This window comes from Microbacterium sp. JC 701, assembly GCF_021026215.1.
Classification (GTDB): domain Bacteria; phylum Actinomycetota; class Actinomycetes; order Actinomycetales; family Microbacteriaceae; genus Microbacterium; species Microbacterium algihabitans.
In genome coordinates, this window is the sequence record NZ_JAJNCV010000001.1 from 1,457,417 (window position 1) to 1,472,341 (window position 14,925).

Annotated in this window: 16 protein-coding genes; 12 read left to right on the forward strand and 4 right to left on the reverse strand. The window is 68.8% G+C overall.

The features are described 5' to 3' along the window. Positions 1-16 precede the first annotated feature (16 nt). Together priA and LPW41_RS06880 are read left to right on the forward strand one after the other, a co-directional pair. Positions 17-763 carry a bifunctional 1-(5-phosphoribosyl)-5-((5-phosphoribosylamino)methylideneamino)imidazole-4-carboxamide isomerase/phosphoribosylanthranilate isomerase PriA gene (gene priA, locus LPW41_RS06875; protein WP_144828249.1) on the forward strand — a complete coding sequence of 249 codons (747 nt, stop codon included), beginning with the start codon at positions 17-19 and terminating at the stop codon, positions 761-763. Continuing rightward, positions 747-1,547, forward strand: coding sequence for an SseB family protein (locus LPW41_RS06880; protein WP_154095907.1), 801 nt, complete (start codon positions 747-749; stop codon positions 1,545-1,547). The genes priA and LPW41_RS06880 overlap by 17 nt, the downstream gene beginning before the upstream one ends. A 194-nt stretch (positions 1,548-1,741) precedes the next feature. Here LPW41_RS06880 and LPW41_RS06885 read toward each other — a convergent pair whose 3' ends face one another. Continuing rightward, on the reverse strand, positions 1,742-2,146 hold the full coding sequence (locus LPW41_RS06885; RefSeq protein WP_154096282.1) for a DUF1844 domain-containing protein: 405 nt from the start codon (positions 2,144-2,146) through the stop codon (positions 1,742-1,744). Between the two features lie 248 nt (positions 2,147-2,394). Here LPW41_RS06885 and infC point away from each other — a divergent pair, with 248 nt between their 5' ends. The 10 genes from infC to pheT all read left to right on the forward strand — a co-directional run bounded on the left by infC (position 2,395) and on the right by pheT (position 11,774). Further along, positions 2,395-3,039 carry a translation initiation factor IF-3 gene (infC, locus tag LPW41_RS06890; protein ID WP_144782047.1) on the forward strand — a complete coding sequence of 215 codons (645 nt, stop codon included), beginning with the start codon at positions 2,395-2,397 and terminating at the stop codon, positions 3,037-3,039. 47 nt (positions 3,040-3,086) lie between these two features. Next, positions 3,087-3,281 (forward strand): 50S ribosomal protein L35, encoded by a 195-nt coding sequence (rpmI, locus tag LPW41_RS06895; protein ID WP_013583375.1) that lies wholly within the window; start codon positions 3,087-3,089, stop codon positions 3,279-3,281. Positions 3,282-3,310: 29 nt separating this feature from the next. Further along, a complete protein-coding gene (gene rplT, locus LPW41_RS06900) occupies positions 3,311-3,694 on the forward strand; it encodes a 50S ribosomal protein L20 (protein WP_144828243.1) in 384 nt (127 codons plus the stop codon). Between the two features lie 103 nt (positions 3,695-3,797). Continuing rightward, entirely contained in the window at positions 3,798-4,595 is a 798-nt protein-coding gene (locus tag LPW41_RS06905) for an RNA methyltransferase (RefSeq protein WP_230704410.1), read from the forward strand. Between the two features lie 107 nt (positions 4,596-4,702). Beyond that, complete coding sequence (locus tag LPW41_RS06910) at positions 4,703-5,431, forward strand: amino acid ABC transporter ATP-binding protein (protein WP_186325456.1); 729 nt, start codon at positions 4,703-4,705, stop codon at positions 5,429-5,431. A 133-nt stretch (positions 5,432-5,564) separates the two neighbouring features. Further along, positions 5,565-6,488 carry a glutamate ABC transporter substrate-binding protein gene (locus LPW41_RS06915; protein WP_144828234.1) on the forward strand — a complete coding sequence of 308 codons (924 nt, stop codon included), beginning with the start codon at positions 5,565-5,567 and terminating at the stop codon, positions 6,486-6,488. Between the two features lie 82 nt (positions 6,489-6,570). Further along, the gene (locus tag LPW41_RS06920; RefSeq protein ID WP_144828231.1) at positions 6,571-7,221 is read left to right on the forward strand and encodes an amino acid ABC transporter permease; all 651 of its coding nucleotides are present in this window, start codon (positions 6,571-6,573) and stop codon (positions 7,219-7,221) included. Then, a complete protein-coding gene (locus LPW41_RS06925; RefSeq protein WP_144828228.1) occupies positions 7,218-8,135 on the forward strand; it encodes an amino acid ABC transporter permease in 918 nt (305 codons plus the stop codon). The genes LPW41_RS06920 and LPW41_RS06925 overlap by 4 nt, the downstream gene beginning before the upstream one ends. 70 nt (positions 8,136-8,205) lie before the next feature. After that, positions 8,206-9,246, forward strand: a complete 1,041-nt coding sequence (gene pheS, locus LPW41_RS06930; protein ID WP_144828224.1) for a phenylalanine--tRNA ligase subunit alpha — start codon at positions 8,206-8,208, stop codon at positions 9,244-9,246. Next, positions 9,246-11,774, forward strand: a complete 2,529-nt coding sequence (pheT, locus tag LPW41_RS06935; protein ID WP_144828222.1) for a phenylalanine--tRNA ligase subunit beta — start codon at positions 9,246-9,248, stop codon at positions 11,772-11,774. The genes pheS and pheT overlap by 1 nt, the downstream gene beginning before the upstream one ends. Positions 11,775-11,803: 29 nt before the next feature. On the opposite strand, the gene LPW41_RS06940 is transcribed toward pheT, so the two are convergent. From LPW41_RS06940 to LPW41_RS06950, 3 genes are all read right to left on the reverse strand, one after another. After that, on the reverse strand, positions 11,804-12,886 hold the full coding sequence (locus LPW41_RS06940) for an HTTM domain-containing protein (protein WP_186325371.1): 1,083 nt from the start codon (positions 12,884-12,886) through the stop codon (positions 11,804-11,806). After that, positions 12,883-13,713 carry a DUF5819 family protein gene (locus LPW41_RS06945; RefSeq protein ID WP_154095905.1) on the reverse strand — a complete coding sequence of 277 codons (831 nt, stop codon included), beginning with the start codon at positions 13,711-13,713 and terminating at the stop codon, positions 12,883-12,885. The genes LPW41_RS06940 and LPW41_RS06945 overlap by 4 nt, the downstream gene beginning before the upstream one ends. Before the next feature lies 1 nt (position 13,714). Further along, the coding region (locus LPW41_RS06950; RefSeq protein ID WP_230704411.1) for an LPXTG cell wall anchor domain-containing protein at positions 13,715-14,925 on the reverse strand (1,211 nt) is incomplete at its 5' end.

The window sequence follows — 14,925 nt, forward strand, 5'->3', positions numbered from 1 at the left end:
AAGGGTGCGAGGAGCCATGAACGATTTCGCGTCCACGCCCGAACTTGTGCTGCTTCCCGCGGTCGACGTCGCCGACGGCAAGGCCGTCCGTCTGACCCAGGGTGAGGCCGGTACCGAGACCAGCTACGGCGACCCCGTCGACGCCGCCGCCGACTTCGCTCGCCAGGGTGCCCAGTGGATCCACCTGGTCGATCTCGACGCAGCCTTCGGTCGCGGCAGCAACGCGAGCGTCATGCGCAAGGTCATCAAGCAGGTCAAGGGTGTGCAGGTCGAGCTCTCCGGCGGCATCCGCGACGACCGTTCGCTCGAAGCCGCTCTCGAGAGCGGTGCGAGCCGCATCAACCTCGGTACGGCAGCTCTCGAGAACCCCGAGTGGGCGGCCGACGTCATCAACCGCTACGGCGAGGCGATCGCGGTCGGCCTCGACGTGCGCGGCACCACGCTGGCCGCACGCGGGTGGACCCGTGACGGCGGCGACCTGTGGACCGTGCTCCAGCGCCTCGAAGACGCCGGATGCAGCCGCTATGTCGTCACCGACGTGACCAAGGACGGCACGCTGCGCGGCCCGAACATCGAACTGCTGCGCGAGATGACCCAGCGCACGCCCAAGCCGATCGTCGCCTCGGGTGGCGTCTCGAGCCTCGACGACATCGCCGCGCTGCGGGAGCTGGTGCCGCTCGGCGTCGAGGGCGCGATCGTCGGCAAGGCTCTCTACGCGGGGCAGTTCACCCTCGCTGAGGCGCTGGATGTCGCCGGACACTGACGATCCGCACGACCACGCTCACGGCGCCCACGCGGATTCCGCCGGCGTCCCGTGGGAGGGCCGCCGATTCGAGTCGAACCCGCACTCCGGTGACGACGGATCCGCCGACCCGGCGCTGCTGGCCGCTCTTCTCGCGTTCCGCGCGGGGGAGGGCGATGCACGCTCCATCGTCGACGCCTACCGCACGGCGCGTCTGCTGATCCCGCTGGTCGCCGAGAAGGGCGATCACGGTGTCGGCGCGCACGGCCTCGAGGTCGACAAGACGCAGGAGCTCTCGATCGTCACGGTCGCCGCTCCCGACGGTCGCAAGGTGCTCCCCGTGTTCACCTCGGTGACGGCGCTGCAGACCTGGGACGCCAAGGCCCGCCCCGTGCCGGCGGACGGTCGGCGCACGGCTCTCGCCGCGGCATCCGAAGACACCGAGCTCATCGTGATCGACCCGGCGTCCGAGACGGAGTTCGTCCTGCGTCGACCCGCCGTATGGGCCATCGCCCAGGGCGAGCCGTGGGAGCCGGCGCACACGTCGCCCACGATCTTCACGGGTCTGCACGAGAGCATCTCGGGCGAGCTGGCTGTGCTCGACCTCGCGGTGGAGTCGGGCGATCCCTCGGGGCGCCTGCGCGGACCGGAACTCGTCGTGCACCTTCAGCTGATGTCGGGGCTCGAGCAGGAGGAATTGGATGCCGTGCTCGCACGCCTCGCGCGCCGGTGGGCGGCCGATGACCGCATCGCCGTCCTCGTCGACTCCCTGACGGTCAAGCTCCACCGCAGCAGCGAGGCCTGATCGCTCGGCTCCCGGTCCCTTCAACAGGCTCCGGGACCTCCCACCGCCGTCATGCCCCAGCGGGTGTCACGGAAGAAGGCGGCCTGCGGCACAGGGCGCAGTGATGCCCCCTCCCCAGGGCAATCGGGGAAGGGGCCCCGCTCCTGCCTTGGGAAGGGGGAATCACGGAGCCCGGTACCCCCAGAACGACGGAATTACGTGACGGGACCCGTCCACTTCTCGCCCGGCCCCTTACCAATGGGGTCCTGGATCGTCGACGCCTCGCGGAACGCGAGTTGCAGGGAGCGTAGGCCGTCGCGCAGCGAGCGCGCGTGCATGTCGCTGATCTCGGGGGCGCCGGCGGTGATGAGTCCGGCGAGGGCGTTGATGAGCTTGCGGGCTTCGTCGAGGTCGAGCTGCTGGCCCGGGTCGTCGGCCAGGCCGGTCTTGACGGCGGCAGCGCTCATGAGGTGGACGGCGGCCGTGGTGATGACCTCGACGGCGGGGACGTCGGCGATGTCGCGGGTGGCGGAGGACGCCGCGCGCTCCTGTTCCTCCCAGCGGGCCAGACGCTCGTCTTCTGCTCCGTGGCGGTGCGCGGAGTGGTCGTCGGTGGGCATGTCGGGGGGAATCGTGGTCACGGGGTTCTCTCTGCTAGACTATGGCGGGCTTCGGAGTGTTTCACTCCGTACGAAAGAGGATCACATCCCACCCGCGCTTGCCGCTCCAGGCTACCGGGTTCCCGCACTCCGCTCCGTGTTCCACGGGGTTGCCTGGGTGCAGAAGCCGGTGCCGAAAGCGCCGTGCCGGGTGGCGTGTCTCTCCTCTTCGCCCGCGATTCCGACGGATCGCGGCGGCCACCACCCGTATGAAAGAGGAGTTCCGCATCAGCGATCCCCGCACCAACGAGCGCATCCGAGTCCCGGAGGTCCGTCTCGTCGGACCCAACGGCGAGCAGGTCGGCATCGTCCGAATCGAAGCTGCGCTGCGCCTGGCCCAGGAAGCGGACCTCGACTTGGTCGAGGTTGCGCCGAGCTCGAAGCCGCCCGTGGTCAAGATCATGGATTACGGCAAGTTCAAGTACGAGGCCGCTCAGAAGGCCAAGGAAACGCGTCGTAACCAGGCGAACACCGTGCTCAAAGAGGTGCGGTTCCGTCTGAAGATCGAGGCTCACGACTACATCACCAAGCTCAAGCGCGCCGAGGGCTTCCTCCAGGCGGGCGACAAGGTGAAGGCCATGATCCTGTTCCGCGGTCGCGAGCAGTCGCGTCCCGAGCAGGGTGTCCGTCTGCTCCGCAAGTTCGCCGAAGACGTCGCCGAGTTCGGCACCGTCGAGTCGAACCCCACGATCGACGGCCGCAACATGGTGATGGTGGTGGCTCCTCACAAGAACAAGTCCGAGGTCAAGACCGAGCAGAACGCGCAGCGCACGGCGAACCGTGAAGCCGCGCGAAGTGCCGCTCGAGGCGATTCGGCACCCACAGACGAAGCTGCCCCGGCGTCCGCCGAGTAAAGCTCCCCGACTCCCGCTCCGCCGGGAACCCCAACGAAGGAAGACAGATGCCGAAGCAGAAGACCCACTCGGGCGCCAAGAAGCGCTTCAAGCTCACCGGTAGCGGCAAGCTCATGAAGCAGCAGGCCGGCATGCGCCACAACCTCGAGGGCAAGGCCTCCAAGCGCACCCGTCGCCTGAACCAGGAGCAGGTCCTGGCCAAGGGTGACTCCAAGGTCGCCAAGAAGCTCCTCGGCCTCTGAGCGCCGACGCACGTTAGGAAAGAACAGAAATGGCTAGAGTCAAGCGGGCAGTAAACGCCCACAAGAAGCGTCGCGTCATCCTCGAGCGCGCGTCCGGTTACCGCGGTCAGCGTTCGCGCCTGTACCGCAAGGCCAAGGAGCAGGTCACCCACTCCCTGGTCTACGCGTACCGTGACCGCCGCAAGCGCAAGGGCGACTTCCGTCGTCTGTGGATCCAGCGCATCAACGCCGCATCGCGCGCCAACGGCATGACGTACAACCGCTTCATCCAGGGCCTCGGCCTCGCGGGTGTGCAGGTCGACCGTCGCATGCTCGCCGAGCTCGCGGTCAACGAGCCGGCCGTGTTCGCCTCGCTCGTCGCCACGGCGAAGGCTGCGCTGCCCAGCGACGTCAACGCCGCGAAGACCGCGTAAGACACGTCTTCCACGAAACGGGCGTCCTCTTCGGAGGGCGCCCGTTTCGCTGTTCCTGCGCGGCATCCCGGTTCGCATGCCGTCGGCGTCATACACTGAGTCCGTGCTCGAGAACCCCCGTTCGCCGCGGGTGCGCGCCGTGGCCAAGCTCAGCAAGCGCGCCGCCCGTCAAGAGACCGGTCTCTTCCTGCTCGAGGGTCCGCAGGCCGCCCGTGAGGCGCTCGAATGGGCGCCCGACACGGTGCTCGAGCTGTACGCGACGCCCACGGCGCTCGAGAAGCACGCCGATGTTCGCGAGCTGGCCGAGCGCGCCGACGTCGACCTGCAGTACACGACCGAGGCGGTCCTCGACGCGATGGCCGACACCGTCACGCCGCAGGGCATCGTCGCGGTGGCGCGTCAGGCGCCGACGGCGCTGAAAGACCTGCTGGCGGGCCGCCCGCGTCTGATCGCGATCTGCGAGGAGGTCCGCGATCCGGGCAACCTCGGCACGATCATCCGGGCCGCCGATGCGGCGGGGGCGGATGCCGTGATCCTCACCGGCCGCACGGTCGACCCCTACAATCCGAAGGTCGTGCGCTCGACGACCGGCTCGCTCTTCCACGTGCCGATCGCCGTCGATCTCGAGTTGGCCGACGTCGTGGAGCGCGTGCACGAGGCCGGACTCCGCGTGGTCGCGGCCGACGTCGACGGCGCGGATTTCCTGGCGTCTCGCGAGCTCCTCGCGGAGCCGACGGCGTGGTTGTTCGGCAACGAGGCGCGCGGCCTCGACGAGACGGCGCTGGCTCAGGCCGACCTCTCGCTGCGCCTGCCGATCTACGGTCGGGCGGAGTCGCTGAACCTCGCCACGGCGGCCAGCGTGTGCCTGTACGAGACCGCTTTCGCGCAGCGCGCAGGTTGAGGCGGCTGTTACAGAACGGTTAAGGCGTGCGCGGGAATGTGGTCGGCCACCCTTCCCCCTCATAGGGTGAACACATGGCATCCGTACCCCCGGCGAGCTCCGAGCCCCTGGTCGTCGTCTCCGACGTGCAGAAGCACTACGGGCAGTTCCAGGCCCTGAAAGACATCGACCTCACCGTCGACCGCGGCGAAGTCGTCGTGGTCATCGGTCCTTCCGGTTCGGGCAAGTCGACCTTGTGCCGCACCATCAACCGTCTCGAGACCATCACGAGCGGCTCGATCACCATCGACGGCAAGGAGCTTCCCAAAGAGGGGAAGGGCCTGGCCGAACTGCGTGCCGATGTCGGCATGGTGTTCCAGTCGTTCAACCTCTTCGCGCACCTGACGATCCTCGAGAACGTCACGCTCGGCCCCATCAAGGTTCGCAAGATGAAGAAGGCGGATGCCGAGAAGGAGGCCCGGGCGCTCCTGGAGCGCGTGGGCGTCGGGCATCAGGCCGACAAGCTGCCCGCCCAGCTCTCGGGTGGTCAGCAGCAGCGCGTGGCGATCGCCCGGGCGCTCGCGATGAAGCCCAAGGTCATGCTCTTCGACGAGCCGACCTCCGCGCTCGACCCCGAGATGATCAACGAGGTGCTCGACGTGATGGTCGGCCTCGCCAGCGAGGGCATGACGATGATCGTCGTCACCCACGAGATGGGCTTCGCTCGCAAGGCCGCGAACCGCGTGGTGTTCATGGCCGACGGGCAGATCGTCGAGCAGGCGACCCCCGAGAAATTCTTCACTCAACCCGAGTCGGATCGCGCAAAGGACTTCCTCTCGAAGCTCATCACGCACTGACGCGTTCCTCATGACGGCGTCGAACGAGGAGGTTCTTCCGCCGAAAGCTGATCGACCGTTCCCCCGGTCCCTTTCGCGCGCCGTCACCCCAGACCTTTCATCCGCACAGCACACGTAACCAAGGAGACATCACATGCGTAAGACACGTTTTCTCGCCGGCGCGAGCATCATCGCCGCCGGCCTTCTGGCTCTGACGGCCTGCAACAGCGGCACCCCGGGCGCAGCACCCGGTGACGGTGCCTCCGACGGCGGCAGCGACGCACCGGTGTACGGCGCGGTCGCCACCGACGTCACGATCGAGAACAGCCCCACCTTCACCAAGATTGAGTCGGCCGGCAAGGTCGTCGTCGGTGTGAAGGAAGACCAGCCGGGCCTCGGCTACCTCGACCCGGTGACGGGCGAGCGCAAGGGCTTCGACGTCGACGTCGCGCGTTGGATCGCCGCATCGCTCGGTTTTGACCCGGCGGACGAGTCGAAGGTGGAGTACAAGGCCATCGCCTCGGCCAACCGCGAGCAGGCCCTCATCAACGGTGACATCGACTACTACGTCGGCACCTACTCGATCACCGACAAGCGCAAGGAGCAGATCTCCTTCGCCGGCCCCTACTTCCTCACCGGTCAGGGCCTGCTGGTCGCCGCCGATGACGACACGATCACCGGCAAGGACTCGCTCACGGCCGAGACCACCGTGTGCTCGGTGACGGGTTCGACGCCGATCCAGCGCATCCGCGAGCAGACTCCCGCGAAGGTCGTCGAGTTCGACACCTACTCGCAGTGCGTCGAGAAGCTCAAGAACGGCGAGGTCGACGCGGTGACCACCGACGAGGCGATCCTCCTCGGCTACGCCGCTCAGGACCCCGACAACCTCAAGATCGCGGGAGAGCCCTTCAGCGAGGAGCGCTACGGCGTCGGCATCGCCAAGGGCGACACCGCTTTCCAGGAGTTCGTGAACACGATGTTCACTGACGGTGGATCCACCTGGGAGGCCATCTTCGAGAAGAACCTCGGCGCCTCGGGCGTCAAGGGCGAGCAGCCGGCGGTCGACCCCGTCAGCTGAGCACCCGTGCGGGCGGCGCATGCGCGCCGCCCGCACTGCCGAGCTCCACGCGACAGACCCGCGACAGAACGGACCGCTTCCGGTGAATCAGATCTTCGACTACCCCGACCTGTGGGGACAGGCGCTGTGGGGGACCGTCGTGCTCTTCGTGGGCGGCGGACTCATCGCCCTCGTGCTCGGCTTCGTCGTCGCGGCGATGCGGGTGTCTCCCGTCCCCATCGCGCGTGCTGTCGGCGCGGTCTACGTCAACTGGATCCGCAACACCCCGCTGACGCTCGTGCTCTTCTTCTTCGCGTTCTGCGTGCCGTTGCTCGTCGACGTGCCCCGCGGCAGCTTCCTGCTGCTGGCCGTGTGCGGGCTCGGCGTCTACACGGCCACCTACGTGGCCGAGACCATCCGCTCCGGCATCAACACCGTCCCGGTCGGTCAGGCCGAAGCGGCCCGTGCCCTCGGCCTCGGATTCGGGCAGGTCATGTCGTTGATCGTCCTGCCCCAGGCCACCCGCTCGGTCATCCCCCCGATGATGAGCGTCTTCATCGCCCTGCTCAAGAACACCACCGTCGCCGCAGGCTTCTCGGTGGTCAACCTCGGCAACATCCGCGCCACCATGAGCGAGAACGGCGAGAACCAGCTCGTCACGATCCTGCTGGTGATGGTCGTGTTCGTCATCCTCGTGCTCCTGCTTGCCGCTCTCCAGAACGCCGCCGAGAAGAAGTGGAAGGTCGTCCGATGAGCTCCTCCGTCCTGTACGACGTGCCGGGCCCGCGGGCGCAGCTGCGCAACCGCATCATCGGCGCCGCCACCCTGCTGCTCGTCGCCGCCGTGATCGGCTTCGTGATCTGGCGGTTCATCGACACCGGGCAGTTCTCCGCCGCGAAGTGGAACGTCTTCACCTACTCGGCCATCTGGGAGCGCTTCGGCCAGGCGACGCTCGCGACGCTGGCGGCGTTCGCCGTCGCCGCGGTCGGGGCGCTGATCCTCGGTTTCGTGTTGGCCATCGGGCGCATGTCCGACCACCGCTGGGTGCGGCTGCCCGTCGGCTGGGTGGTCGAGATCCTCCGCGCCGTCCCCGTGCTCGTCTTCATGCTGCTGCTGTACTACGGTCTGCCGGTCATCGGCATCAAGATGTCGTCGTACTGGGCCGTCGTCATCGCGCTGATCCTCTACAACGGCTCCGTGCTGTCGGAGGTCATCCGCGCCGGCGTCGAGTCGCTGCCCCGCGGTCAGAGTGAGGCCGGTTACGCGGTGGGTCTGCGCAAGGCGGGCGTCATGCGCCTGATCCTGCTGCCGCAGGCGATCCGTGCCATGCTCCCCGTGATCATCGCGCAGTTGGTGGTCACCCTGAAGGACACCGCGCTCGGCTTCATCATCACCTACCCCGAGCTGTTGTACTTCGCCCGACTCCTCGGCTCGAACGGCGAGTACGGCTCTCCGCTGATCCCCGCCGCGATGATCGCCAGCGTGATCTACGTCGCGATGTGCCTCGCCCTGTCGTTCGCCGCTCACCGCGTCGAGGTCGGCCTGCGCCGTTCGCCCAAGGCGGGCAACGTCGCCCCCGCGGAGCCGGCGGGGCAGACCGGCACCGACACCGAGCTCATCGTGGCCCAGCGCGGTCTCGGCAGGAACGGTCCCGGCTCGGCGTCCTGACCGCCGAGCCGAGCGTCGGAATCACCGACGGGCGGGGGAGTGTCCCCGCCCGTCGGTAGACTCTCATCTCGTGTCCGACGCACCCGAGATCACCCCCGAGGCCGTCGCCTCCGCGGTCGATGAGGCCCTTGCCGCCATCGCCGCCGCCGCGACCACCGCCGAGCTGAAGTCCGCCCGTTCCGCGCACACGGGGGAGCAGTCCTCCCTCGCCCAGCTGAACGCCCAGATGCGCAACGTCGCCCCCGAGCACAAGGCCTCTTTCGGCAAGCTCGTCGGGCAGGCCCGTGGGCAGGTGAACCAGGCTCTCGCCGCTCGCGAGGCGGAGCTGGCGGCCGCCGAGACCGCGGCCCAGCTCGAGGCCGAGCGCATCGACGTGACGGCGCTCCCGCAGCGCGCTCGCGTCGGGGCTCGGCATCCGATCACCCTCCTGCAAGAGCAGGTGTCCGACATCTTCGTCGGCATGGGCTGGGAGATCGCGGAGGGGCCGGAGCTCGAGCACGAGTGGTTCAACTTCGACGCGCTCAACTTCGACGTCGACCACCCCGCACGTCAGATGCAGGACACCTTCTTCGTCGATCCCGTCGCGCGCCACCTCGTGCTCCGCACGCACACGAGCCCCGTGCAGGTGCGGTCGATGCTCGAGCGCGACCTGCCGATCTACGTGCTGTGCCCGGGCCGGGTGTACCGCACCGACGAGTTCGACGCCACGCACCTGCCGGTGTTCACGCAGTTCGAAGGACTCGTCGTCGACAAGGGCATCACCATGGCCCATCTCAAGGGCACCCTCGACCACGCCGCGCGCGTGCTGTTCGGGCCCGAGGCGAAGACGCGCTTCCGCGCCAACTTCTTCCCGTTCACCGAGCCGAGCGCCGAGCTCGACCTCTGGCATCCGACCTTCAAGGGCGGCGCCCGATGGATCGAGTGGGGTGGCTGCGGCATGGTGAACCCCAACGTGCTGCGGGCCGCGGGCATCGACCCCGAGGAGTACTCGGGCTTCGCCTTCGGCATGGGCATCGAGCGCACGCTCATGTTCCGCAGCGACGTGCAAGACATGCGCGACATGGCCGAGGGCGATGTCCGCTTCAGCGAGCAGTTCGGAATGGTGGTCTGATGCGCGTCCCGCTCTCCTGGTTGCGCGAGTACGTCGACGTCGCGGCCGAGGCCACGCCCGAAGACGTCCTGGCGGCCCTCGTCTCCGTCGGCTTCGAAGAAGAGGACGTGCACCGCTTCGAGCTGTCCGGCCCCATCGTCGTCGGGCAGGTGATCGAGTTCACCCCCGAGCCGCAGTCCAACGGCAAGACCATCCGTTGGTGCCAGGTCGACGTCGGCCCTTCGACAGGCTCAGGGACCGGTGAAAGGGACATCCGCGGCATCGTCTGCGGTGCGGGCAACTTCTTCGAGGGCGACAAGGTCGTGGTGACCCTGCCCGGCTCGGTTCTGCCCGGACCGTTCCCGATCGCCGCGCGCAAGACCTACGGTCATGTGTCCGACGGCATGATCGCCTCGGCGAAGGAGCTGGGCCTCGGGAGCGAGCACAGCGGCATCCTGCGCCTGGTCGAGCTGGGCATCGACGCTCCCGTCGGAACCGACGCGATCGCGCTGCTGGGCCTCGACGACATCGCCGTCGAGATCAACGTCACCCCCGACCGCGGCTACGCCCTCTCGCTGCGCGGCGTCGCCCGCGAGTACTCGCACGCCACGGGCGCGGCCTTCCGCGATCCGGGTGCCGGCCACGACGCGGCCGTCGCCCGCACGCCGGAGGGCTTCCCTATCGCCGTCGACGACGGCGCTCCCATCCGCGGACGCCAGGGTGCAAGCCAGTTCGTGGCGCGGATCGTGCGCGACGTCGACCCCTCGCGACCGACGCCTCCGTGGATGATCACGCGGCTGTCGCTCGCCGGCATCCGTTCGCTCGGGGTGCTCATCGACATCACCAACTACGTGATGCTCGAGTTGGGCCAGCCGATCCACGGGTACGACCTCGACCGACTGCAGGGCGGCATCACCGTGCGCCGCGCGGCGCAGGGCGAGAAGCTCGAGACGCTCGACGGCCAGGTGCGCACGCTCCACGCCGAAGACCTGCTCATCACCGACGAGTCGGGCCCGATCGGCCTCGCGGGTGTCATGGGCGGCGGCCCCACCGAGATGAGCGACGCCACGCGCAACGTGCTCATCGAGGCGGCGACGTTCGACCAGGTCTCGATCGCGCGCACCGCCCGCCGGCACAAGTTGCCGTCCGAGGCCTCGCGCCGCTTCGAGCGCGGTGTCGACCCGCTCGTGGCCCACGTCGCGGCCGAGCGCGTCGCGTCGTTGATGGTCGAGCTCGCCGGCGGAACCCTCGACACCGAGCTGGGCGGATCCCTCCCGTCGACCTACCGTCGTGACCCGATCACGCTGCCGGCCGGATTCGTTCCGGGCCTCATCGGCGTCGCGTACACCGACGACGAGATCGTGCGCGCCCTGCGCCTGATCGGCGGCACCGTCGAGGAGCGCGAGGGTGGGTGGGCGGTCACCGCGCCGTCGTGGCGCCCCGACCTCACCGACAAGTGGACGCTGGCCGAGGAGGTCGCGCGTATCGAGGGGTACGACCGCATCCCCTCGGTGCTGCCGACTCCGCCGTCGGGCCGCGGCCTCACCTCCGCGCAGCAGGGACGCCGCCGCGTCGCCAACGCGCTCGCCTCGGCCGGATTCGTCGAGACGCCGTCGTTCCCCTTCACCACCGAGGAGCAGAACGCTCTGCACGGCTCGCCCTCGGGCGACTCCCTGCCCAGCGTCAAGCTCGCGAACCCGCTCGACGGCCTCGCCCCGTTCCTGCGCCGCTCGCTCGTGCCGGCCCTGCTGCAGGTGGCGCATCGCAACGTGTCGCGCGGCATCGTCGACCTCGCGCTCTTCGAGACCGGGACCGTCTTCCTGCCCAAGCCGGGCGTGCAGTACGGCACGCCGTCGGTGCCGCCGTTGGCGGTGCGTCCGGATGCCGCGACCCTGGCCGCCCTCGACGCGTCGATCCCGCCGCAGCGTCGGCACGTGGCCGTTCTGCTGACCGGTCACACGGTCGCGAAGCAGCCGGGTCAGCCCGCGGTCGTCGCGGACCTCGCGGATGCCGTGGACGCCGTGCGCGTGCTGACCGCCGCCGCCGGGCTCGACATCGAGCTCGTGCAGGCTCAGCGCGCCGCTCTGCACCCGGGCCGCACGGCGCGGGTGCTCGCCTCGGGACACGACATCGGCTACGTCGGCGAGCTGCTGCCCGCGGTGTCGGCTGCGGCCGACCTGCCCGGGCGAGTGCTCGTGGCCGAGCTCGACCTCGACGCGATGCTCGAGCTCGCGCAGTCGCGCGTCGTCGCGGCATCCCTCTCGGGTTTCCCCGCCGCCACGCAGGATGTCTCGCTCACGGTTCCGATCGACGTCGCCGCCGGTGACGTGCGCGCGGCGCTGCTCGAGGGTGGGACTCCGCTGATCGAGGGCGCTCGCCTGGTCGACGACTATCGCGGCCAGGGACTCGCCGAAGGGACGAAGAGCCTCACGTTCGCGCTGCGGTTCCGCGCCGACGACCGCACCCTCACCGCAGCCGAGGCCACCGAGGCCAAGCTCGCCGGTGTCGCGGTGGCCGCCGACCGGTTCGGCGCGGCCATCCGCGACTGAGCACCATCACGACCAGGGGCGCCGCCGGCTCATGCCGCGCGGCGCTCCGGCGTTTCGGGGGTCAGCTCATCGCCCCCTTCGCGGACGCTCTCGCGGGCCGCGGCGATGGCCCGACGCCCGCGCGTGACGAGCATGCCGACCACGGCGCGCACCCGCAACCACGACGCGTCGCGCACGAGCAGCAGGTCGAGTGCGATCATCGCGAGCGAGAACGGCCAGAGTCCGAGCAGCAGGCCGATGCCGAAGTGCGTGAGCGAGAGGCCCGCGACCGCGACGTAGCGCGACGGCTTCCACAGCAGCGCCACCGGGAACGTGAGCTGCACGACGAGAGCGAACCACGTGCCGACCATGATGAACGGGGTCACCTGCCACACCGCTTCGCTCAGGGCGGGAAGCACCTGGAACTCGGTGAGCGAGAGGGCGTAGTAGAGGGCGGTCCCGGAGATCCATTCCTCACCCTGCAGCTTGAGGATCGACGACACGAGGTACACGAGCAGGATCTGGTAGCAGCACAGGATCAGCGCGGTGTTGTGCAGCAGCGGCGAAAGCCACTCGGGCACGCGACGTCGGAGCGCGTCGAATCGTCCGGCCCGCTCGCCGCGCCTGCGTCGTAGCCAGGCGTCGACGGAGAAGTGCCGGCTGAGGTCGGCGAACAGCGCGAACACCAGCACGATCCGCATGAGGGTGTCGCCGCCGTTGGTCAGCAGCGTCGTGTTGGCCGAGAGGCCGACCCAGAACAAGAGCAGCACGGGCGTCACCCAACGGGTCTTGAAGCCCACGAGGAACAGCAGCGCCAGGGCAATGAGCGCGAAGTACGCCAGGTCGAAAAGTACCGGATCGTCCTTGGCGAAGATGAGTCGGAAGGGCTCCCACCACCCGCGGCGACGCGCCTCAGGTTCCACCCACCACGATCCCGCCCCCCACAGGTAGTGCCGGTCGGCGAAGCTCGGCAGCAGCACGAGCAGCATCGCCACCGCGAAGATGATCCGCAGCAGCGAGAAGCCAATCGTCGCGTGCTTCGCCGACGTCAGCCAGTCCTGGAAGCCGGTCCACAGCTGCACGGGGGAGAGGCGCTGTCGCCACCCCTGACGTCGGGTGAATTGGATGGTCATCGCCGCTCCTCGCCGGTGTAGCGCGTCTGCACGTCGGCGAAGATGCCGCGCACCGATGGGTCGTCGGCCTGCTCGGCCGCACGCCATCCGAAAGTGAGCTCGTTCAGGTCGAACTGACGCTCGTCGTCGAAACGGTGGAGGAACTCATTCGGGCGGTCGAACTGCGCTCGCCACCGCACCCTCTCCACGTCGCGCCCGAAGTACGCCTCGGTGAACGCGGTGGAGAAACGGTTCAGCATGTAGTCGTACCGCACGAACGGAACGGACGACCCTTCGCCGCTGTCGCCGAGACCGTCGAGTTCGGCGCGCAGCTCGGCATCCGGGATCGCGGTGAAACCGCCGTCGGAGGAGCGTTCGATGAACGAGTCCTGCACCCGTTGCTGCTGGGCGGGGGTGAGTTCGTCGTAGCGCTCGAGGTAGGTGCTCAGCGCGTTGATGCTGTTCTTCGAGATGCGCGACGGGGTCGGGATGCCGCGCACCGCGGCGAGCTCCATGTCGGTGACGTCGATCCAGTCGCTCGCCTGCAGGTCGCCGTTGTCATCGCGCCACTGCGCCTGCACCTGCAGAGCACTGTTGACGCGGAGGATGTTCGGCGCGAACACGTCCCACCGCTGCGAGAAGTACGGCGCGAAACCGTCGCTCACCATGGCCCGCGCGGGCGATGGGGGAGCGGTGAACGTCGCACTCACGAACACGTACGCCCCCACGACCGCGACGGCAGCCACCGTCGCGATCGCGGGCGCGAGAGGCCCCCGCTCCGCCGGAGCAGAGCGGGGGGCGGGGGCCGGCCGCGTGGTGCGACCGGCCCCTGTCTTCTTCGTGGTCATGTCAGCCGCTCAGCGAGCCGTCGACAGGACCATCGGTGCCGGCTGCTCCCGGCGAACCGTCCCGGCGATGCGGCGAGGCCGATCGCGAGCTGCGTCGGGCCTCACCCCGCGGGGCGGGTGATCCCTCCGCGGTTCGCGGGCCCGCCGCGGTCGCACTCATCGTGGTGGTCGAGGTCGCCGTGGAGGGGCGGTCGACGATCGACGGTGCGGGCGAGACGGGCGGTGCGGTTCGGGCGACGGATGCCGCGGATGCCGAGGCCACGGCAGGGCGCGTGCTGCGGCGACGAGCGGCCATCAGACCGGATCCGACCAGGAGCATCGCACCGGCCAGGAGCGAGAACGTCGTGGCGCTGCTGCCGGTGTCGGAGCCGGTCACGGCCAGCTGCGAACCCGTGCGGGGAGCGGCGTAGCCCGCCGGGGTGCCCGAGCGATCCGAGGAGTCGGTCGAGTCGGTGGCGTCGTGCGAGTCGGTGGCGTCACGGGAGTCCGTGGCGTCGTGCGAGTCGGTGGAGTCCTTGGAGTCGGCCGAGTCAGTCGAGTCCTTGGAGTCGGTCGAGTCCTTGGAGTCGGTGGCGTCCTTGGAGTCGGTCATGTCCTTGGCGTCGGTGGCGTCGTGCGAGTCCTTGGAGTCAGTCGAGTCCTTGGAGTCGGTGGCGTCGTGCGAGTCCTTGGAGTCAGTCGAGTCCTTGGAGTCGGTGGCGTCGTGCGAGTCCTTGGAGTCGGTCATGTCCTTGGAGTCGGTGGCGTCGTGCGAGTCCTTGGAGTCGGTCGAGTCCTTGACGTCGGTCGAGTCCTTGACGTCGGTCGAGTCCTTGACGTCGGTCGAGTCCTTGACGTCGGTCGAGTCCTTGACGTCGGTCGCGTCATGCGAGTCCTTCGAGTCGGTCATGTCCTTCGCGTCGGTCGCGTCGTGGGAGTCCTTGGAGTCAGCCGAGTCCTTGGAATCCTTCATGTCCTTGGAGTCCGTAGCGTCCCAAGAGTCGGTCGAGTCCTTCGCGTCCCACGAGTCCGTGGCATCCCACGAGTCCTTGGAGTCGGTCATGTCCTTCGAGTCGGTCGCGTCGTGCGAGTCCTTCGAGTCGGTCATGTCCTTGGAGTCGGTCGCGTCGTGCGCGTCCTTCGAGTCGGTCATGTCCTTGGAGTCGGTGGCGTCCCAGGAGTCCTTGGAGTCGGTCATGTCCTTGGAGTCGGTCGCGTCGTGCGAGTCCTTCG